At 26.8% G+C, this 20,972-nt stretch carries 17 protein-coding genes; 8 read left to right on the forward strand and 9 right to left on the reverse strand.

Annotation, left to right across the window (positions count from 1 at the left end; translation table 11 throughout):
* The first annotated feature begins 13 nt into the window (after positions 1–13).
* A complete protein-coding gene (locus BUA62_RS04310) occupies positions 14–997 on the forward strand; it encodes an NAD(P)H-dependent glycerol-3-phosphate dehydrogenase (protein ID WP_072863817.1) in 984 nt (327 codons plus the stop codon).
* A 33-nt stretch (positions 998–1,030) separates the two neighbouring features.
* On the forward strand, positions 1,031–3,694 hold the full coding sequence (gene ppdK, locus BUA62_RS04315) for a pyruvate, phosphate dikinase (protein WP_072863819.1): 2,664 nt from the start codon (positions 1,031–1,033) through the stop codon (positions 3,692–3,694).
* A 413-nt stretch (positions 3,695–4,107) separates the two neighbouring features.
* Here the strand turns inward: ppdK and BUA62_RS04320 are convergent, their stop codons facing one another.
* Together BUA62_RS04320 and BUA62_RS04325 are read right to left on the reverse strand one after the other, a co-directional pair.
* Positions 4,108–6,027, reverse strand: a complete 1,920-nt coding sequence (locus BUA62_RS04320; protein WP_072863821.1) for a BMP family ABC transporter substrate-binding protein — start codon at positions 6,025–6,027, stop codon at positions 4,108–4,110.
* A 20-nt stretch (positions 6,028–6,047) separates the two neighbouring features.
* A complete protein-coding gene (locus BUA62_RS04325) occupies positions 6,048–6,782 on the reverse strand; it encodes a metallophosphoesterase family protein (protein ID WP_072863823.1) in 735 nt (244 codons plus the stop codon).
* 343 nt (positions 6,783–7,125) lie between these two features.
* Here BUA62_RS04325 and BUA62_RS04330 point away from each other — a divergent pair, with 343 nt between their 5' ends.
* From BUA62_RS04330 to BUA62_RS04340, 3 genes are read left to right on the forward strand one after another with little or no spacing between them, the layout of a single operon-like run.
* The gene (locus BUA62_RS04330; RefSeq protein WP_072863826.1) at positions 7,126–8,142 is read left to right on the forward strand and encodes a Fe(3+) ABC transporter substrate-binding protein; all 1,017 of its coding nucleotides are present in this window, start codon (positions 7,126–7,128) and stop codon (positions 8,140–8,142) included.
* Position 8,143: 1 nt separating this feature from the next.
* Positions 8,144–9,730: an ABC transporter permease gene (locus tag BUA62_RS04335; protein ID WP_072863828.1), complete on the forward strand. Its 1,587-nt coding sequence runs from the start codon at positions 8,144–8,146 to the stop codon at positions 9,728–9,730.
* Positions 9,730–10,383 carry an ABC transporter ATP-binding protein gene (locus BUA62_RS04340; protein WP_072863830.1) on the forward strand — a complete coding sequence of 218 codons (654 nt, stop codon included), beginning with the start codon at positions 9,730–9,732 and terminating at the stop codon, positions 10,381–10,383. Before BUA62_RS04335 ends, BUA62_RS04340 begins: the two co-directional genes overlap by 1 nt.
* Before the next feature lie 73 nt (positions 10,384–10,456).
* On the opposite strand, the gene BUA62_RS04345 is transcribed toward BUA62_RS04340, so the two are convergent.
* The 7 genes from BUA62_RS04345 to lpdA all read right to left on the reverse strand — a co-directional run bounded on the left by BUA62_RS04345 (position 10,457) and on the right by lpdA (position 17,466).
* Entirely contained in the window at positions 10,457–12,175 is a 1,719-nt protein-coding gene (locus tag BUA62_RS04345) for a phospho-sugar mutase (protein WP_072863832.1), read from the reverse strand.
* A 27-nt stretch (positions 12,176–12,202) separates the two neighbouring features.
* Positions 12,203–12,511 (reverse strand): hypothetical protein, encoded by a 309-nt coding sequence (locus BUA62_RS04350; RefSeq protein WP_072863835.1) that lies wholly within the window; start codon positions 12,509–12,511, stop codon positions 12,203–12,205.
* A gap of 82 nt (positions 12,512–12,593) precedes the next feature.
* Complete coding sequence (locus tag BUA62_RS04355; protein ID WP_072863837.1) at positions 12,594–13,637, reverse strand: GGDEF domain-containing protein; 1,044 nt, start codon at positions 13,635–13,637, stop codon at positions 12,594–12,596.
* Between the two features lie 57 nt (positions 13,638–13,694).
* On the reverse strand, positions 13,695–14,000 hold the full coding sequence (locus tag BUA62_RS04360; protein WP_072863840.1) for a type 2 periplasmic-binding domain-containing protein: 306 nt from the start codon (positions 13,998–14,000) through the stop codon (positions 13,695–13,697).
* Position 14,001: 1 nt separating this feature from the next.
* Entirely contained in the window at positions 14,002–15,249 is a 1,248-nt protein-coding gene (locus tag BUA62_RS04365; protein WP_072863842.1) for an amidohydrolase family protein, read from the reverse strand.
* Positions 15,250–15,331: 82 nt separating this feature from the next.
* Positions 15,332–16,102 (reverse strand): metallophosphoesterase family protein, encoded by a 771-nt coding sequence (locus BUA62_RS04370; RefSeq protein ID WP_072863844.1) that lies wholly within the window; start codon positions 16,100–16,102, stop codon positions 15,332–15,334.
* Between the two features lie 11 nt (positions 16,103–16,113).
* Positions 16,114–17,466: a dihydrolipoyl dehydrogenase gene (lpdA, locus tag BUA62_RS04375; protein WP_072863846.1), complete on the reverse strand. Its 1,353-nt coding sequence runs from the start codon at positions 17,464–17,466 to the stop codon at positions 16,114–16,116.
* A 264-nt stretch (positions 17,467–17,730) separates the two neighbouring features.
* On the opposite strand from lpdA, the gene BUA62_RS04380 reads away from it, so the two are divergent.
* Genes BUA62_RS04380 through BUA62_RS04390 form a run of 3 tightly spaced genes read left to right on the forward strand, consistent with a single transcriptional unit; the run spans position 17,731 to position 20,963 of the window.
* Positions 17,731–18,048 carry a hypothetical protein gene (locus BUA62_RS04380; RefSeq protein ID WP_072863848.1) on the forward strand — a complete coding sequence of 106 codons (318 nt, stop codon included), beginning with the start codon at positions 17,731–17,733 and terminating at the stop codon, positions 18,046–18,048.
* A 15-nt stretch (positions 18,049–18,063) separates the two neighbouring features.
* Positions 18,064–19,104: a V-type ATPase subunit gene (locus BUA62_RS04385; protein WP_072863850.1), complete on the forward strand. Its 1,041-nt coding sequence runs from the start codon at positions 18,064–18,066 to the stop codon at positions 19,102–19,104.
* Between the two features lie 2 nt (positions 19,105–19,106).
* Entirely contained in the window at positions 19,107–20,963 is a 1,857-nt protein-coding gene (locus BUA62_RS04390; protein ID WP_072863852.1) for a V-type ATP synthase subunit I, read from the forward strand.
* Positions 20,964–20,972 lie beyond the last annotated feature (9 nt).

The raw sequence follows: 20,972 nt of genomic DNA on the forward strand, positions 1-20,972 counted from the left end.
TAAGGAGGATATTATGAATATTGGAATTATAGGTGCTGGAAGTTGGGGAACTGCTATCTCAAAAATTCTTTTAAATAATGGTCATACTGTTAGAATATGGACAAGAGATACCAATGTATACGAATCTTTAACAAATGGGGAGAATCCTTATTATTTACCAGGAATTTCAATACCAAAAACAATAATCCCTTCTATAGATTTGAAAGATGTTGTAGTAAATTCCAAATTAATTGTTTTAGCCATCCCTACGCAAGCAGTAAGGGAAGTCGCTAAGCAAATTAAATCTTATTATCAAAATCAAATTATTGTAAACTTAGCAAAAGGGTTAGAAATAAATTCTCAAAAAAGAATTAGTGAAATTTTAAGTGAAGTTTTGGGCAATGTTAAATATGTTATATTAAGTGGGCCAAGCCATGCAGAAGAGGTTGCGAGAGATATACCTACAAGTGTTGTTGCCGCATCAGAAAATAAAAACTTAGCTAAAATCACTCAAGAAACTTTTAGTAATGTCTCATTTAGAGTTTATACTAATGATGATGTAATTGGTGTAGAACTAGGTGGATCAATAAAAAATGTCATTGCAATTTCAGCTGGAATTATAGATGGAATTGGTGGTTGGGACAATTCAAAAGCCGCATTGATAACAAGAGGACTTGCTGAAATAATAAGATATGGGAAGAAAAAAGGTGCAAAAAAAGAAACTTTCATGGGATTAGCTGGCCTTGGAGATCTTATTGTTACATGCAATAGTTTGCATAGTAGAAATAGATATGTTGGCGAAATGATTGGAAGAGGCAAAAAATTAAATGAAATTATAGAAAATATGAATATGGTTGCAGAAGGAATTTATACAGTTAAAGCATTATATGATGAAATAAAAGCATTAAAGGTTGAAATGCCGATTATAGAAAAAACCTATGAGGTTTTATATTTAAATAAAGATCCAAGAAAAGCTATTCATGAATTAATGATGAGGGAATTAAAAGATGAAAATTAAACCTTTTATATTGGAATAAGGAGGGAGAAACACATGGAAAAGATGGTATATTTTTACGGAGGCGGTATCGCAGAAGGTAGCGCAAAATTGAAAAACTTACTTGGTGGTAAGGGTGCAAACCTTGCTGAAATGGCAAAAATGGGTTTGCCTGTTCCAGCTGGTTTCACTATTACAACAGAAGTTTGTGATTATTATTGGAAACATAATAAAACATTCCCAGAAACATTAGAAGCTGAAGTTGAAGCTGCTTTAGAAAGATTAGAAAAAGTTTCAGGTAAAAAATTCGGTGATAAAGATAATCCATTATTAGTATCCGTTAGATCAGGTGCTGCTGTATCAATGCCTGGTATGATGGACACAATCTTAAACTTAGGTTTAAATGATGAAACTGTTGAGGCATTAGCAAAAAATACAGGTAATCCTAGATTTGCATATGATGCTTACAGAAGATTCATTCAAATGTTTGGAGACGTTGCATTAGGTATTCCTCATCATGATTTCGAAGAAGCTTTAAACGAAGTTAAGGCAGAAAAAGGTGTTAAATCAGATATTGAATTAGAAGCTGAAGATTTTAAAAAAGTCGTTGAATTATATAAAGAAATTTATAAAAAAGCTGGAAAAGAATTCCCACAAGATCCTAAAAAACAATTATGGATTGCTATTGAAGCTGTATTTGGTAGTTGGATGAATGACAGAGCTATAAAATACAGAGCTATTAATGGTATTAAAGAAGGAGAATTATTAGGTACAGCAGTTAACGTAGTTATGATGGTATTTGGTAATATGGGCGAAGATAGTGGTACAGGTGTATGTTTCACAAGAGATCCAAATACAGGAGAAAAGGTAAAATATGGAGAATATTTACCAAATGCACAAGGTGAAGATGTTGTTGCTGGTATTAGAACACCTTATCCATTAGAAAAATTAAATGAAATTATGCCAGATGTATATAAAGAATTAATAGACATTATGGATAGATTAGAACATCATTATAAAGATATGCAAGACATTGAATTCACAGTTGAAAAAGGAAAATTATATTTCTTACAAACAAGAACAGGAAAAAGAACAGCTAAAGCTGCAGTTAAAATTGCTGTTGATTTAGTAAAAGAAGGATTGATTGATAAAGCTACAGCAGTTATGAGAGTAACACCTGATCAAATTGATAAATTATTACATCCTGCTTTTGATGAAAACGAAGTAAAAAAATCACAAGAAATCGGAGAAGGTTTGCCTGCATCACCAGGTGCTGCAACAGGTAAAGTTGTATTTAATGCCGATGAAGCTGAAGAATTAGCTAAAGAAGGAACACCTGTTATCTTAGTAAGACCAGAAACAAGCCCTGAAGATGTTGGAGGTATGAATGCTGCAGAAGGTATCTTAACAGCTACAGGTGGTATGACATCACACGCTGCTGTTGTTGCTAGAGGTATGGGGAAACCTGCTATTGTTGGAGCTGAAGAAATTGTTATTGACGAAAAAGCAAAAGAATTTACAGCAAGAGGAGTTACTGTAAAAGACGGAGACTGGATTTCAATAGATGGTACAACAGGTAAAGTTTATCTTGGAAAAATAAAAACAATTAAACCATTAGGTTTAGAAGGTGAAGTTGCTGAATTATTAGAATACGCTGATGATATAAGAGTATTAGGGGTTAGAGCTAATGCTGACATTCCAAGAGATGCTAATGTTGCCAGAAACTTTGGTGCAGAAGGTATTGGATTATGTAGAACAGAACATATGTTCTTTGAAGGTGACAGAATTCAAAAAATGAGAAGAATGATTGTTTCTAAAACAGTTGAACAAAGAGAAGCTGCATTAGCAGAATTATTACCATTACAAAAAGAAGACTTCAAAGGATTATTTGAAGCTATGGAAGGATTCCCTGTAACAATCAGATTATTAGATCCACCATTACACGAATTCTTACCAAATGACGAAGAACAAATGAAAGAATTAGCACCACAATTAGGTATAACTGTAGAAGAATTAAAAGAAATCGTTGAAAACTTACACGAATTCAACCCAATGATGGGACACAGAGGTGTAAGATTGGCTATCACATATCCAGAAGTTGCTGTAATGCAAACAAAAGCTATTATTTTAGCTGCTATCGAAATGGTTAAAGAAGGTAAAAAAGTTAAACCTGAAATAATGATTCCATTAGTAGGAACAGTAAATGAATTAAAATACTTAGATAAAATAGTTAGAGAAACTGCAGATAAATTAATTGAAGAAGCAGGAATTGATTTAGATTACAAAGTTGGTACAATGATTGAAGTTCCAAGAGGTGCCATTACAGCTGATGAAATTGCTGAAGTTGCTGAATTCTTCAGTTTTGGTACAAACGACTTAACACAAATGACTTTAGGTTTCTCAAGAGATGATTATGGCAAATTCATAAATGATTACATTGAAAAAGGAATTTACGAAAAAGATCCATTCAAACATGTTGATCAAACAGGTGTTGGCAGAATGGTTAAAATTGCAAAAGATTACGGAAGATCAGTAAATCCAGAATTAAAATTAGGTGTTTGTGGTGAACACGGAGGAGATCCAGAATCAATCGAATTCTTCCATAAAACACAATTAGACTACGTAAGTTGTTCACCATATAGAGTTCCAATTGCAAGATTGGCTGCAGCACAAGCAGCAGTTAAATTCAAAAGAGGAAAATTTGTAAATTACGCTGACTAATATAATAATCAAACCCCGGGAGAATATTTCTCCCGGGGTTATTTTATTTAAATTTTTCACGTATTTCAAAACATGTATTCTCTTCTTTATTCATTAATAATTTTATTAACCTTATAAATTCTATATCCTCTATTACCTATTATTAATATATGATCATTAACATTTAATAATCTAACATTGATTTCAAATATTTCATCCAATTGTAATTCATAAAATACTTTAACTATTTTATTTGTATAAGATACATAAGCAACCTTTAGTTTTTTTCACACTTGCCCCTCCTCATACACATATATATCATCTTCAAAAATACTCAAATATAATATTTACAATATTTTTATATTTTTCTTCTACCCAGCTTTCTGTCAAAGTCGGGAGGTAATTCTAAATACATTTTATTTCCTCCAATTTATTTATACCTGTTTATCTGTACTAAAAATTACCCTTTCTAATTCTCCTTCAACATTGTCAAGATACCAATCTATTTTCAGTAAATCTTCATCCATTATACTTTCATTTTTATCAACAATTAAGTTATTATTATGATCATATATAGGACCGCTAAAAATATCAAATTCTCTATTCTTTATTAAATGTTTCATTATTCCAACTAATTTTTCTGTTTGTCCAGGTATTAAAGATTTTGATTTGTATAGTCTAACAATTTTTCTATCCATACCATACCAATATTTTCTCAAATCTTCTCTGTTTTTTGTTGAAGTTATGACCCATTCATCATTCAACAATTTCTTTATTATCTTTTCATAAAATGGCCCCCAATTCCATGTAGCTGCTGCTAAATACGTTTTTGGATTTATATGATCTGTTTTTATATTATAACCAATATTGTATATATTATATTTATCAGCTATAATTAACGGTATTAATGTATCCATATTAGAAGATAAAATATCGATCCCTTTATTTATTAATTCCAAAGTTGTTTTTTCTTCTATTTCTTTGTTTATCCATTCTTTCGTCCATTTTATAATAATCTTCGCCTTGGGATTTACCATTTTCACACCAAGGGCAAATGCATTCAAACTTCTTATAAATAATGGCAATGGATAAGGTGCAATGTAGCCTATTTTATTACTTTTAGTCATTGTACCAGCAAGTATTCCCGATAGAAATTTGGGTTGATATATTCTCCCAAAATATACAGAAAGATTTCTATAACTCTTATATCCTGCACAATTTAAAAATTTTATGTTTGGAAATTCTATTGCCGCTTTATATGTTGAATCCATATAATCAAAACTGGTAGTTATTATTAAATCATAATTTTGTTCTACTAATTCTTTAATTACATCATACGATTTTTCTTTTTCAACATTTTCTATATAAAATGTTGTTACTTTATCTTTAAATCTTTCTTCTAAATACTTTCTTCCTATATCATGAGATTTAACCCATGTACTTTCTTCAATGCGATTTCTATATAAAAAAGCTATATTTAAATGTTTTTCTGAATGTGTTTTTATTAAAGATAGAAAAACATCATGGAATATATTCTTTCTTCCTTCAATATAAATATCTTCTAATTCTTTTATTATTAATCTAACCTGTAATTTTAATTCTTTATCAAGAATTGATTTTTCGATTCCATATTTTTTTAAATAGTATAAAAATGCTTCTCCTGTAGTAATTGGTAGTTTCTCGCCATTTAATTCATGGTATATCTTTCTGAAATTCCAATAAATTGATTTCTCAAAATATCTAAAAAATTCTTTTGGATTCTCTTTATTTTTTTTGATATAGTCAAATAATATTTTTTCTAATTCTTTAAAACCGCCTTCCCTTTTAAACCAGATCATGTTTATTTTTGTTTTATCATAAAATTCTAAAAATTCATAATATATTCTTATATTTAAATCCATTTCATCATACTTTGGAACTAACCTTTTTACATTTGCCATTATTGATGGTGAATCAAGGTATTTTAAAACACTTGCACGTTTATTTCCTTCCACAACATAAAATTTATTTAAGTATTCATAAGCAATTATAGCATCTCTAATTCCCTCTTCTTGCTGTGCTTCGAATAAATTCATCCATTTTATAGCAAACTCTGTATCTTCTTCCAAAAGTGGCATAAAATTCTTTGCAAATGCACTTTTTCTTGATCTATAAAGTGTTCCTTTTACCTTTTTTATAGGAACTTCTATAATCCCCAAGGAAACTTCACTAATAATATGCTCATCTTTTAATATCTCTTCAAGTGCTGGTAAATATCCATCTTTACCTCTACTTTGCCAATATAATAATTCCCTTTCTCCCATCTTTTTTGCATTTCTATATTCTTTTGAACTATCATATCTTATATTGTTCATATTACCCTCTCCCGAATTTTTTAAATATAAATATCTTTAAAAGGAATGATTCCTTCTTCACCTATAATTTCTAATATTTCTTTTTTCTCTTCATCATATTTCACGTACTTATAAGGAACGGTGTTAAGCAAATAAGAAACTTTGTTTTTGTAATGAATTTTAAAATTTAGTTTTTGATCTGTATATCTCGGATGTATATGGCCATAAAACCATATTTTAGGGAAATATTTTTTATATATTAAAGCCATATTTTTTGAACCTTTATGATATGAACTAATCTCCTTTTCAAACATATTTTCTAATCCAGGTGGGGAATGTGTTATTAATATATCTATATTCTTTATAAGTTTTAATGTTTTACTCCTTTGGAGTTTTCTTTTAAATGGAATCACATCTTTTTCTGAAAAATGAAAAGGTTTTTTTCCATATGAAAAGGCTCCAGAAAAACCAACAATAAAAAGATTTGATTTTAGATTTAATACATTTTTTAAATTTTTAATATCGTTATGAATAATAGCCAAACCTTTATAAGTATTAGAATAACCGTTTAATTCCACATCAAAAATATTTTTAAAATATTTTTTATCATGATTTCCATAAATCATATAACTTATTTTTGGTTTTAATGTGTTTAATAAATAATCAAAGTATCCAGGTGATAAATCCCCACAACCTAATAAAATATCACATTTTTTTATTTTTTTTGGTATATAATTTCGTTCCTCATCAGAAACAGCAACTATTTCAATCATCATATCTTCCTTCCAATTTTTTTATTATTATACCAGAAATTTATTAAATATATTTGTAGATAAACTACGATTTCTTATGTTAATTTATTGTAATTTGTTAATATTTTTGTCATATTGTATGTAATATTCTAATATAAGGTCTTTCATTATATTAATATAACGAAATCCCTATAACCTGGGGGTGGGAATATAAATTTTATATAAAAAAAGCATTACCTTTTTATAACTAGAATTAGTTTTTAAACTTTTTTTATAATAAGTCTTTATATTTTCTTAGCCATATATACGATAATTTTTGTTATAATTAATTTGTATTAGTGAAAAATATATCGAAGGAGGTTGTAAAATGAAAAAGTTTGCATTTTTTATAGTTTTGATTATTTCTTTAAATATTTTTGCCGGAGTATTCGGGTATGGCCAAGGCGGTGAAGTAAATGTTTATACCAGCAGACATTATGATACAGATCAAAAGTTATATGATGAATTTACAAAACTAACTGGCATCAAAGTTAATGTGATTAAAGCGGGTGAAGACGAGTTAATAGAAAGAATGAAAAATGAAGGAAAAGATACAAATGCTGATTTATTTATTACTTCTGATGTTGGAAGATTACACAGAGCTAAAATACTTGGTTTATTGCAACCAATGGTAACTGAAACTTTAACAAGAAACATTCCAGCCTCTTTAAGAGATAGAGATAATTATTGGTATGCTTTAACTGTAAGAGCAAGGGTTTTAGCTTATGCTCCGGAAAGAGTTGATATTACAAAAATAAAAACATATGATGACTTAATTAATCCAGAATGGAAGGGAAAGATTCTTATACGTTCTTCTTCTAATATATATAATCAATCATTAGTTGCTTCATTTATTGCAATGTATGGTGAAGAATGGGCATTTAATTGGTCAAAAGGGATAGTTAAAAATATGGCAAGAGAACCAAAAGGAAATGATAGAGCTCAAGTTATAGCTGTAGCCTCTGGTGAAGGTGATATCGCTGTGGTAAACACTTATTATATTGGAAAAATGTTATTTTCATCAGATAAACAACAGGTAAATGCGGCAAAAAAAGTAAAATTATATTTTCCTGAGAAAACACATATAAATGTAAGCGGTGCTGGTATTGCAAAATATTCCAAAAATAAGGAAAATGCCATTAAATTATTAGAATTTTTAACAAGCAAAGATGCTCAAAAAGAATTTGCTGAAGCTAATTATGAATACCCTGCAAATCCTGAGGTTGAACCCTCTGACTTCTTAAAATCATTTGGTGAATTCACATCACAAGGCGTAGATTTAACTTTATTAGGAGAATATAATTCAAAAGCTGTAGAATTAATGGATAAAGCAGGATGGAAATAAAATGAAAAAAACTACCTATATATTAATTTTACTGATTTCTATACCAATATTTATTGTTTTGTACAACCTATTTACTTCATATAATGAAAATTGGATACACATTTCTAATTATCTTTTAAAAGATTATATAATTAATTCATTAAAATTAGCTATAGGTACAGCTTTATTTTCATCTTTATTAGGAGTATTAAGTGCATGGTTTGTTAGTTATTATGATTTTCCTCATAGAAAATTTTTTGAATGGGCGTTAATTTTACCTTTAACAATACCTCCATTTATCGGAGCATATGTTTATGCTGGAATGCTTAGTTATACTGGCACTATTCAAGTTTTTTTAATGCGATATACATCTTTTTCTGGAAAATCTTATTTGATAGATATTATGTCTATTCCAGGAGCAATTTTTATTTTTTCAATGTTTTTATTTCCATATATATATTTAACAGTAAAATCTTTTTTTTCGAAACAAATTTCAGGAATTATTGAAGCATCTTATTCTTTAGGAAAAAACACTTTAACAACATTTTTTAAAGTAATTCTTCCGTTGGCTAGACCCGCTATTGTTGGCGGGGGTAGCCTTGTAATAATGGAAGTTTTCAACGATTATGGTGTAGTTAAATATTATGGAATACCAACATTTAGTACTGGAATTTTTAAAGCTTGGTTTTCTTTAGGTGACATTAACACAGCAATAAAATTATCTTCCATTTTATTGATATTTGTTTTTGGTATTCTTTTTACAGAAAGATTATTAAGAAAACACAAAGCTTATTTCACGAAAAATAAGAACGTTATAAAAAGAAGGAAAATTAAAGGCTTTAAATTGTTTTTAATTTTATTCTTTTTAATTACATTATTTTTATTATCTTTTTTATTACCTTTATTACAATTAATACAATGGACAATTTTTTCATTTAAAAATACAAATATTAGGTTTTTCGAATTAACTTTTAACTCTATTTTTATTTCTTTAATAAGCTCTATTTTAATAATTGTTATTGCTCTTATTTTATCTGATACTATACGATTTAGTGGAAAGAGTTCAAAATATGTTGCAAAATTGGCAACCATGGGATATTCAATACCAGGAGCAGTAATTGCTGTTGGTGTAATGGTTTTTTTTATTGGATTAGACAAAAAAATTATTCCACTATATAATTTTTTAAATTTTAAAACTAACTTAGTTTTATCATCATCTATTTTAATGCTTATATATGCTTATATTGTTAGATTTTTAAATATAGCTTATAGTCCTATTGATGCAAACTTTGAAAAAAACGGAAAAATATATCATGAATCTTCTAGAAGTTTAGGAAAAAGTTTTTTTACAACTTTTATAAAAATAGATATCCCTATGATAAAACCAGCCATTATAAGTGCGTTTATATTCTCATTTATTGAAATAATAAAAGAATTACCTCTAACGCTCATATTAAGACCTTTTAATTTTGATACATTAGCAACAAAAGTATTCGAATATGCAAATGACGAAATGATTCACGAAGCTTCAGTGGCTTCAATAACAATAATTTTTATAATATTTATTTTTATAATAATATTAAGAAAAATAACAGGAGATGAAAAATAATGTTTTTATATATTGAAGATATTTGGTTTAAATATGATAAAGAATTTGTTTTAAAAGGTGTTGATTTTCAAATTTCAAAAGGAGAAACTGTTGCAATTTTAGGAGAAAGTGGTAGTGGAAAAAGCACCATACTTAGAATAATTGCTGGTTTTGAAAGACAACAAAAAGGTATTATTAGATTAGAAGATCAAATATTATCATCTAAAAATAAATTTTTATTACCAGAAAAAAGACATATTGGATTTGTTTTTCAAGACTATGCTTTATTTCCACATATGACTGTTAAACAAAATATAGAGTATGCCAAAAAAGGTAAATATAAAAATATGTTAAAATTAGTCGATTTAGAAGGATTCGAAAACAGATATCCTCATGAACTAAGTGGTGGTCAACAGCAAAGAGTTGCTCTTGCTAGAACATTGGCAGTCGAACCAAAATTACTTTTATTAGACGAACCTTTTAGCAATTTGGATGAAATGTTAAAAGATAAGATAAGAAATGATTTAAAAAATATATTGAAAAAAGCCAAAATAACAACAATTATAGTTACTCATGATAAAAATGATGCATATGCTTTAGCTAATAAGATTATTACATTAAAAGACGGAAAAGTTGAAAATATTGAAAATACTAAAATTAAAGTCATGATGTGACCCAAAAGAACATTCGTTCTCGATCTTTATATTATTTAAAAATCCCCTGTACAAAAAGTACAGGGGAGATTTGTTAATCAACAGAATTAATTATTTCCATTATCTTTTCCTTCATTAATGCTAGTTTCTCTTTTGATTTTTCTTCTTCATTATCTTTAGAATATATATATATTTTTAACTTTGGCTCTGTTCCTGAAGGTCTTACAGCATACCATGAACCATCATCAAAGAAAAATCTTAAAACATTAGATTTTGGCACATCAGTTTCTTTTGTTTCACCACTAATAAGGTCATAATCTTTCTTTTCAAGGTAATCAATATATCTAACAAGTTTCATATTTCCTATTTTTGTTGGGAAATCTTTTCTATAAACTTCCATAATCTTTTTCATTTTAGCCATTCCTTCTAGCCCTTCAATTATAATAGAAAAATTATTTTCAAAATAATATCCTATTTCATTATATAAATCATACAATACATCGATTAATGTTTTTCCTTGTTTTTTATAATATGCTGTTGCTTCAGAAACAAACATAGAGGAAATAACCCCATCTTTATCTCTTACAAAAGTTCCTGTTACATAACCTATACTTTCTTCATATCCAAATTCGAAATCATATTTGCCTTCTAATTCATTTTCTAAACCACAAATATTTTTAAATCCTGTTAATGTTTCAAAAGTAACTACTCCATATTTTTTTGCCAACTCTTTTCCTAAATCACCTGTAACTATAGATTTTATAATCATTCCTTTATCAGAAAGTGTACCTTTTTCTTTTCTTCCTTCTATAATATATTTAATTAATATAGCACCTGTTTGATTACCATTTAACGGGATATATTCACCATTATGTTTTACCATTACAGCTGTTCTATCACAATCAGGATCTGTTGCTATTATTACATCTGCATCTTTTTCCTTGGCTAATTTTTTTGAATATTCAAATGCTTTTATATCTTCTGGATTTGGATAACCTACTGTTGTAAAATCTGGATCAGGATTTTCCTGCTCAGGAACAACAAAAATATTTTTAAACCCTCTTTCTGCCAAAACCCTTCTTACAGGTTTATTTCCTGTACCATTAAGTGGCGTATATACAATTTTAACTTCTTTATCTATATCTTCTTCTCTAATAGCTAAGCTTTTCACTTTTTCAATATATTCATCCTCAATCTCTTTACCAACATATTCTAACAATCCTTTTTCAAGAGCCTCTTTTTCAGAAATCTTTTTAATCATTGAAAAATCAGTAAGTTTTTTGATATTTTCCATAATTGGTATGGCAACATCATCAAGAATTTGCGATCCTTGTTCCCAATAAACCTTATATCCATTATAATTCTTCGGATTATGACTTGCAGTTACAACTATCCCTGCTGCAGTATGTAATCTTCTTACAGAAAAAGATAATAAAGGTGTTGGTGCAATATGATCGAACAAATATGCTTTTATTCCATTTGCTGCAAGAATCAATGCTGCTGTTTTTGCAAAAAGATTAGAATTATGCCTTACATCATATGCAATAACAACTCCACGTTTCATATATTCTTCACCTTTAGAAACAATGAAATCAGCTAATCCTTGTGTCGCTTTCCCTACAGTATATATATTCATTCTATTTGTTCCTGCACCAAGAACGCCACGTAGACCTGCTGTACCAAATTCTAATTCTTTATAAAATCTTTCCATAATCTCTTTTTCATTATCTTTTATAGATAACAATTCTTTTTTAGTATCCTCATCAATATAAGGACTATTTAACCATTCTTTATATACTTTCATATAATCCACTCGAATCACTCCTTTTTATAAATTTTATTATCCACCACCAAGTAATGGTAAAATTTGCAACTCCCCATCCTGTATTTTTTTATCAATCGAAATAAATTCATTATTATAAATGAATTTGATTCTCATGGTTATATAACTTGGTTGACCCATAATATTAATAAATAATTTCACAACCATATGATCTTGTTCTTTCTTTATCACTTCAAATCTGGATTTAATAGCATTCCCAATTTCAGTTAAAATATCTTCAATATTTTTCTCTTCTTCCAATTTTAGTTCTATAGTCTTTTTATCAACTATACTTCTCAAATTACTCATAAATTTTATTTTAAGCATAAAATCACCCCTTCTTATTATATCACAATATTAAAAATTCATCGTAAAATCACACGCTTTTTCATTACTATTGTTAATAATTTTATTTAAATTTTTCTTTCATTTTATACATTTTTTCATCTGCTATTTTTAATGCTCCAATATAATTATCAATATATAATTCTGCTATGCCATATGATATTGTAACATCAAAATCAAAATTATTCTTTTTGATTTTTTGAGATAATTCTTTCATTTTAATTTTTATATTTTCAAATGAGGAATCTGGAAAAATTATTAAAAACTCATCCCCACCAAATCTGATAGCTATATCCATTTTTCTTATATTATTTAAAATAACACTTGATACAAATTTTAAAACTTCATCTCCTTTAATATGTCCATACATATCATTTATTTTTTTAAATTTATTAATATCTATCATTACTATAATAGATTTTTTATTATTCCTTTTTAAATATTCTATATGTTTTATAATCCATTCATTGAAAAAATATCTGGAATATAAATTTGTCAAAATATCTTTATTTGCTATAGTTTCAAAATATTCTTTTTCTTTTTGGTATTTTCCAAGAATATTCTGATATCTAATAATAAAATCTATTTGACGAGCTATAAGTTCTATCAATTTTTTTTCTTCTTCTGTAAATGCATCTTTACCTTTTTTTGAAAATGCAAATATCCCACCTATTTTTCTATTAAAATGATATGGGAAAATATATGAAGTTATCTCTCTATTTTTTATTTCTTTACACAAAATATTATATCCATTTATTTCAAATTTAGAAATATCCGGAATATATAATTTTTCTAAATTATTATCTACAAAATACCATATTATACTTTTATCCTTATGTGTTTTTGTATAGTTATATAACTTATTTTCATAATACAAAACCACTTTTGCGGTTTTATTATCATTTAAATTTGCATAAGCAAATAAATCTATTAATTGCATTTTTCTTAAATAATTGTATATAATTTCCATAGCTCCTTTTAAATTAAAACTTTCATCATAAGTTAAAACGAGCAATTTCTTTAAAACGTATTCTATTTCGTCTAATTTCTTAATTTTTTTATCCTTTTCTAATTTTATGGTTATATCATTGAAGACAGCTAATGTCAAGTTTTTATTATTTATTTTAATAGGATTTGAAAATATAGAATAAATCTTTTCACCAATTTACCTTAAATTATTTTCATAAATATACTCTTTCCCTTTCAATTTCTTCATCAATTCAAATATTCTTTCTTTTTGTAATAATTTTAAGACGTCATGATTTGTTTTTATATTATCATCAAAAACCATTTTTGCTTTAGAACTAATATAGTATACATTTGAATCATCATGTATTATAATACATTGTGGAACTTTATCCAAAATCTGATAAAGTTCTTGAGTTTTATTTTTTACTTTTTTATTTATTAAAAATATATATACCGATAATACAAAAACTAATATTGATAATATAAATAATAAATATATCATTTTATCCTCCGATCTCCGGAAAAGTTAATCTAACAAATGGATTTTCTTTAAAAATTAATATTTTATCTCTTTCGAATTTATCAATCTTCATTGGGAAATATGTCATATGATAAATTATATAATTTAATGGTATTCCTAATTTATTTAATAATTGCGCATCTCTAAACCAATCTGGAACCTCTACTGGGGCATCAGAAGAAAAAAACATAGGAACTTCTTTATCATATAATTCTTTAAATCTATACGTTAAAAAACTTCTTTCGCCTAATCTTGACTTTAATATTGATTTATCCGAAATTATGAATTGTGGTTGCATATCTAAAATTAATTTGTATTTTTTTATTTCTTCGATTTGATCGTCATGCAATATCGAAGCATGTATAATTCTATGGTGATTTTGTGGTTTAATTTCTTTTACAACATTTAATATTAAATCTGTAGCTCCATCACCTATTGAATGCATACATAAATGCAGATCATTGCTTTCACAAAACTCTATAACTCTTTTTAATTCATAACTATTCCAAATTAAAATTCCGTTATCTTTTCCATCATTATATTTTTCCCTTAAATATGCTGTCTTCCCTCCAAAAGAACCATCAATATAAACTTTTACTGATTTAAAACTTTGAAAATAATTTTTATTATAATACTCTTTCAATTCATTAAAATTGTTTACTGCAACTTTTTCATATATCTTTAAATCATTATCAAAAGGCAACTTTTCCTTAGTTATCCCATGCAAATCATCAGAATGCACATAACCATATCCTTTTGATATCAAATATTCTTTTGCTTTTTTATATGCCATATTGATATCAGAAAAATATCCGAATTTTTCATAAACCTCTTCTAACGCTTTTTCTCTAATTTCTCCACTGCTGTAGACTATATATTTTTCATTTTGGTTTAACCTCTCTAAAACTTTTGAATTTACTATAGCAACATGTCCACATCTTCTCACTAATATTATTGGAATATTTTTAGAAATTTCATCTAATTTTTTCCTATCAATATCTGTTTTGCTCCATCCTCTTAAAATGATTTTTGCGGGGTTTTCTTTTAATTTTAATTTGATTAATTTTAATATTTTTTTATCTTCTATCCTATCTAAATCCGGATTTAATAACTTTTCACCAAATCCTAAAATGTGCATATGTGTATCTGTAATCAATGGTGTTATATATTTTTTATTATTGAATTTTGTACTTTTATATATAAAATTCCCACTTTCATCTAAAATATACATTATCATTCTCCTTTTTTATTTTTATTTTAATTATACTACAATTTACATATTTAAAATAAAATCAGCTCTTCAAGAGCTGATTTTATAATTTAAATCCGATTTCTTTTTTACTTATAGCCTTACCCATATCAAATGTTCCACCTAAAGCTAACACAGTTGCTAATTCTACTGGTAATCCTGCTCTAATAATTTTTTCTACTGTTGTTTTTACATCATATTTAACTTTGATAAACTCATAATTATATACACCATTATTAAGATTTAAAACCATATATGTTGCTACTGATTCACCATCTTTTGTTCTTCCCACACTACCTGGATTCAAAACCGTTTTACCATTAATATGTTTTGCCATTATTAAATGTGTATGACCATTTATAATTATTTCTGCATTTACATTATCTGTTAATTCTTTCAATCTTTCTGATAAAACATTGGGCCTTACATATTCAAGTAAATAGTTTAACGGACTACCATGAACTAATAGAAATTTTACTCCTTCTATTTCTATTTCTTTTTTTAATGGTAATGTTTTTAAAAACTCTTTATTTTCTTTCGATGTGTTTTTAATAGTCCAATTTATAGATTCATCTCCAACCTCAGTTTCCCTTCCGGGATTATACGCACACCCACAACTTTCTTTTTCATAGCCAATTGCATCATCATAATTTCCCATTATACTTTCTATATTATTTTTTCTTATAATATCTATAACTTCATTGGGATTTGGACCATAACCTACCAAATCTCCTAAACAATAAATTTTATCAATATTTCTATTTTTTATATCTTTTAAAACAGCTGTTAATGCTTCTAAGTTACTATGAATATCAGAAATAAAAGCTATCTTCATTTTATGCCTCCTTATATGTGTAAAGCCATCCCCTCTGCTGATTCAAAAGAACCTAAAATAGTTTCTGTTAAAGTTGGGTGTGGATGTATTGAATTAACAACTTGTTCTAAAGTCAATCCATATTTAACTGCTAGTACCCCTTCCATAATCATATCAGTAGCAGAAGCTGAAACCACTGAAAATCCTAAAACTTTTTTGGTTTTCTTGTCAATAATGACTTTTGCAAAACCATCTCTTTCTTCCATAGTTCTTGCTCTTCCATTAGCTGAAACTGGAAATTTTCCTACAATAATCTTTTCTGGATCTAGATCTTTTTCTTTTAATCCAGTTGAAGCAACTTCTGGATTTGAAAAAATAATTGAAGGTATAGCAGAATAATCCATTTTCATATTTTCACCTGCAATATTATGAGCAGCAACTATACCTTCAAACATTGCAACATGTGCAAGCATTATTTTTGCCCTTATATCACCAATTGCATAAACATTATCTATATTTGTTTTCATGGTATTGTCTGTAATAACTCCTTTTTCTATTTCTATCCCTAATCTTCTAACATCCTCTGGAATATTTGGTCTTCTTCCAACAGCTAGTAATACTTTTTCTGATGAAATTTCAAATTCTTTATCGGAATCAACAATCACAGAATACACATCGTCATTCTTAATAACTTTTTTAACCTTTGATTTTTCATAGATTTTAACTCCTTTTTTCAACAAAGTCTTTTTAATTTCTTCCGCAACATCCAAATCTTCAAAAGGTAAAATATGATCTGCAAGTTCAACAATAGTAACTTCTTTTTTTAATGTGGAAAAAAAGGTAGCAAATTCTATTCCTATAACCCCACCACCTATTATAACAATACTTTCAGGTAATTTATCCATTTTAAAAACATCATCACTTGTCCAAATTCCTTCAACTTCATTAAAAGGGGGAAATTTTGATGGAACAGATCCATGAGCTAATACTAAATAATCACCTTCTATTATTTCACCATTTACCCTTACATGATTTTTATCTATTATTTCACCAGTTCCTTTTAAAACATCAATAGTATTTTTTTTCATTAAATATTCTATCCCTTTTCTTGACATAGTCACAGATTTCTTCATATGTTTCATAATTCCTGCAAGTTCATACGTGACATTTTCCACTTTTATTCCAAATTTTTTAGATTTAGAAATAATATCAGAATATAAATGCGCTGCTGTAAGTAAAGCTTTTGTTGGAATACATCCCTGATTTGTGCATGTTCCACCTAAATTTTCTTTCTCAACTAATGCAACCTTTTTTCCTAACTGAGACAATCTAATAGCGGTAACATATCCGCCAGGACCCCCACCAATTATTATTGCATCGTACATTAAAACCACCTCTTTTTGAATAATCTATCTTTATTTTATAATTTAAACTGTAAAAAGCATTTACATTTATGTTAAAGCATTAAAAAGATATAACTTCTAAAGCCACTATAAAATTTTTAATTTGTCAATCAAATATAAAAATATGAGATTTTTTATCATAATTGACTTTAATAGTTTCTTAATAGTTTTAAGCTATGAATATACATATATTTTTATTGAAATTTCAAATATTAAAGGAGTATAATATTTTCAGGAGGTGGTAGAATGGATTTATCCCCAAATGAAATTATCAATAAAATTGTTAACGCTGAAATTGAAACTAATGAGAAATTAAAAAAAGCTGAAGAAAATCTAAAAAAAGAATTAAAAGAGAAAATATTTGACTTAGAAAAGAAAAAAAATGAAAAGTTTGATGAAATTAACAAAAGTTATTATACTATTATAAAAAATGCTGAAATATCATCTAAAAAGATTATGGATGAATGCGGAAAAGATATTTTAAAAATAAAAGAAAAGTTTGACGAATTAGAAAAAAATATTGATTCTATTACTTTAAAAGTGTTAGATAAAATCATTTTATAATTGGGGATGATTAAATTGAAATTTCCAGCTTTAATGGCAAAAATAAAATCTTTAAATTCTAAAATCCTTAATAAAGAAGATTTTAGAAATCTAATAAACACTAACTCAGTTACTGAAATTGCTGAATATTTAAAAAAACACACACATTATAATAAAATATTTGAAAATGAAGATATCTCCAAACTCCATAGACGAGATATTGAGATATTAATCAGAAAATCTATACTTTCAGATTTTTACAATATTTATTTCTATCTTCCAATAGAAGGGCAAAAATTTTTTAAAATTATGGAAAAAAGATTCGAAATTGAAAATATAAAGTTTGTATTAAGGTCTCTTCACTCAGAACATTCTGAATATATATCAAAAGAAAAATTTTTTCCTTTAAATCATCAATATATCGATGAAGATATTTTAGCTTCAACCAAATCTTTTGATGATGTTCTAAATATTCTCAAAAATACACCTTATAAATCTGTTATAGATTCCACATTTCAAAATTATTTAAAAACAAATAAAATTCAATATTTGTTAAATGCTTTCGATTTTTGGTATTTTACAAAAATGAAATCCATCTTAGGATTAATCCCAAGCTTCGGAAAAAATTTAAAAAAAATATTTTTTATACAGATGGATCTTGCAAATATTCAATGGGTATATAGAGCGAAAGTTTTATTCAAATTTTCTACAGAAGAGGTTTTAAATTTTCTTATGCCTATTTCTTTTAATCTTTCATCTGAAGAATTAAAAAACATAGCTACTGCCGAAAACACTGAAGATTTTATAAACAAAATTTCTGTTTGTTCTTATGGTAAGTATTTCCAAAACATTGAAAAAGATATATTTCCATACGTAATAGAAAGAACATGTGAAAAGATCTTATTAGAAAATGCAAAAATGCTACTTAGTCACACACAAAATGGATTTGATGTTATGAGTGGATATCTATACGTAAGAGAATATGAATACAAAGATTTAATTACATTAATAGAAGGGAAAAGATATGAAATCCCAAATGATAAAATTAAAACTTTTTTACTTCTGGTAGGTGATTGATTATGCATGAAAAATTAAAACCTTTTACAATTATTTCTAATAAATACGAATTAGAATCTATTTCAAAAAAAATTTTAGATTCACAAGAAATTGAAATTATTTCACTCGACAAAGTTTTAGATCAACACGCTTTAAAAGTATTAAAAACTGAAAAAGAAAACGCATACAAATATATATATGAAAATTTTATAAATATATTTAATTACGCAGAAAAAGTTCCAGAACCTAAAACAAAAAAAATAAAATTTCCATTAATTATAGATAAAGAAAAAATTTTAGAATTTTCAAAAAAATTAGATTCCAAAATGAAAAGCATATCTGAAACAATGGAAAAGCTAAAAGAAGAAAGAGAAAAATTGGAAAAAGAAATTGAAATATTTGAAAAATTAAAACCTATAAAACTAAAAATTGAAGACCTTAAAAAATTAAAATTTTTAAAATATACTGTTGGAAAAATTAGTACTATGTATTATGCCAGATTCTTAGAAAGTATTAAAGATAGAAATATACTGGTAATTAATCTTGCTGAAGACTCTGATTTCACATGGCTTTTTATTATTTATGACTCAAAAATTAAAATCGAAAAAACGTTATCAATCGCTAATTTTCAAGAATATATTATTTCAAATGAGTATATTGGAACTCCAAAAGAAATACTTTGGGAATTATATGATAAATATCGTTCTTTGAAATATGAGATTGAAATGTTAAAAATCTCTTTAAAAAAAATATTTTTTGAAAACAGAAGACATATTTACAAATATTTCGATTATATTTTCGTATTAAAAAATATATATGATCTCACTCATTCAATGAGATTCACAGAAAATTTCTTTGTAATCTCAGGTTGGGCAACTGAAAAGATATATTCTGAATTATTAAATTACTCGAAAGAAAATGAATTTGTTTTACTTCTTGATTATTCATTTAACGAGAAATCCCCAACTCTATTGAGAAACAATAGCTTTTTTAAACATTTTGAATTCGTCGTAAAAATGTTCGGAACACCTTCAAGTGATGAAATAGATCCAACTCCTATAATTTCAATATTATTCTTACTGTTTTATGGCATGATGTTCGGAGATGCTGGACAGGGAATGATATTATCTTTATTTGGTTTCTGGATTTATAAGAAAAAAAAGAATGATCTCTTTTATATTATTGGCGCTTCCGGTATTTCGTCTGTACTATTTGGTATTTTATATGGAAGTTTTTTTGGTTTCGAAAATGTAATAAAACCTTTATGGAAAAGGCCTATGGACAATATAAATTATTTTTTAATGCTTTCTATATATTTTGGTATTGCAATACTTACAGCAGCAATGTCTTTGAATATAATAAATAAAATAAAAAATAAAAAGAATAAAGAATTAATTTTTGATCCGAATGGATATGCTGGAATTTCTCTTTATTGGATTTTATTAGGTTCAATATTTTATATGATAAAAAATGGTGTTTTCCCATCTATTAGTTATTTTTTCATCATATTTCTCATAACTCTTATATATATAAAGAGCATTATTTTTGAAGAAGGAAGTTTAGGAGAAAAAATTGTCCAGGGATTTTTCGAATTATTTGAAGTTATGTTGGGTTATCTAAGTAATACCCTATCTTTTATCAGATTAGGCGCTTTTGCATTAAATCATGCCGGATTATTTTTAGCTTTTTATATGATGTCAAAAATGACAAATAATTCCTTTTTATCTTTTACAATTCTTTTGCTTGGTAATGTTTTAATTATTGTTTTAGAAGGTTTAGTCGTTTTTATTCAAACATTAAGGTTAGAGTATTATGAATTCTTTACGCGTTTCTTTAAAGGAAATGGAAAAGAGTTCAATCCTATTAAATATAAATTTTAGTGGAGGTGT

The sequence above is a fragment of the Marinitoga hydrogenitolerans DSM 16785 genome, from assembly GCF_900129175.1.
Taxonomy (GTDB): Bacteria; Thermotogota; Thermotogae; order Petrotogales; family Petrotogaceae; genus Marinitoga; species Marinitoga hydrogenitolerans.

Excerpts from the sequence above, each read along its gene's own strand:
- BUA62_RS04310 (WP_072863817.1), top strand. The coding sequence starts at position 14 with ATGAATATTGGAATTATAGGTGCTGGAAGTTGGGGAACTGCTATCTCA.
- ppdK (WP_072863819.1), top strand. The coding sequence starts at position 1,031 with ATGGAAAAGATGGTATATTTTTACGGAGGCGGTATCGCAGAAGGTAGC.
- BUA62_RS04320 (WP_072863821.1), bottom strand. The coding sequence starts at position 6,027 with ATGAACAATATAAGATATGATAGTTCAAAAGAATATAGAAATGCAAAA.
- BUA62_RS04325 (WP_072863823.1), bottom strand. The coding sequence starts at position 6,782 with ATGATGATTGAAATAGTTGCTGTTTCTGATGAGGAACGAAATTATATA.
- BUA62_RS04330 (WP_072863826.1), top strand. The coding sequence starts at position 7,126 with ATGAAAAAGTTTGCATTTTTTATAGTTTTGATTATTTCTTTAAATATT.
- BUA62_RS04335 (WP_072863828.1), top strand. The coding sequence starts at position 8,144 with ATGAAAAAAACTACCTATATATTAATTTTACTGATTTCTATACCAATA.
- BUA62_RS04340 (WP_072863830.1), top strand. The coding sequence starts at position 9,730 with ATGTTTTTATATATTGAAGATATTTGGTTTAAATATGATAAAGAATTT.
- BUA62_RS04350 (WP_072863835.1), bottom strand. The coding sequence starts at position 12,511 with ATGCTTAAAATAAAATTTATGAGTAATTTGAGAAGTATAGTTGATAAA.
- BUA62_RS04360 (WP_072863840.1), bottom strand. The coding sequence starts at position 14,000 with ATGATATATTTATTATTTATATTATCAATATTAGTTTTTGTATTATCG.
- BUA62_RS04365 (WP_072863842.1), bottom strand. The coding sequence starts at position 15,249 with ATGTATATTTTAGATGAAAGTGGGAATTTTATATATAAAAGTACAAAA.
- BUA62_RS04370 (WP_072863844.1), bottom strand. The coding sequence starts at position 16,102 with ATGAAGATAGCTTTTATTTCTGATATTCATAGTAACTTAGAAGCATTA.
- lpdA (WP_072863846.1), bottom strand. The coding sequence starts at position 17,466 with ATGTACGATGCAATAATAATTGGTGGGGGTCCTGGCGGATATGTTACC.
- BUA62_RS04380 (WP_072863848.1), top strand. The coding sequence starts at position 17,731 with ATGGATTTATCCCCAAATGAAATTATCAATAAAATTGTTAACGCTGAA.
- BUA62_RS04390 (WP_072863852.1), top strand. The coding sequence starts at position 19,107 with ATGCATGAAAAATTAAAACCTTTTACAATTATTTCTAATAAATACGAA.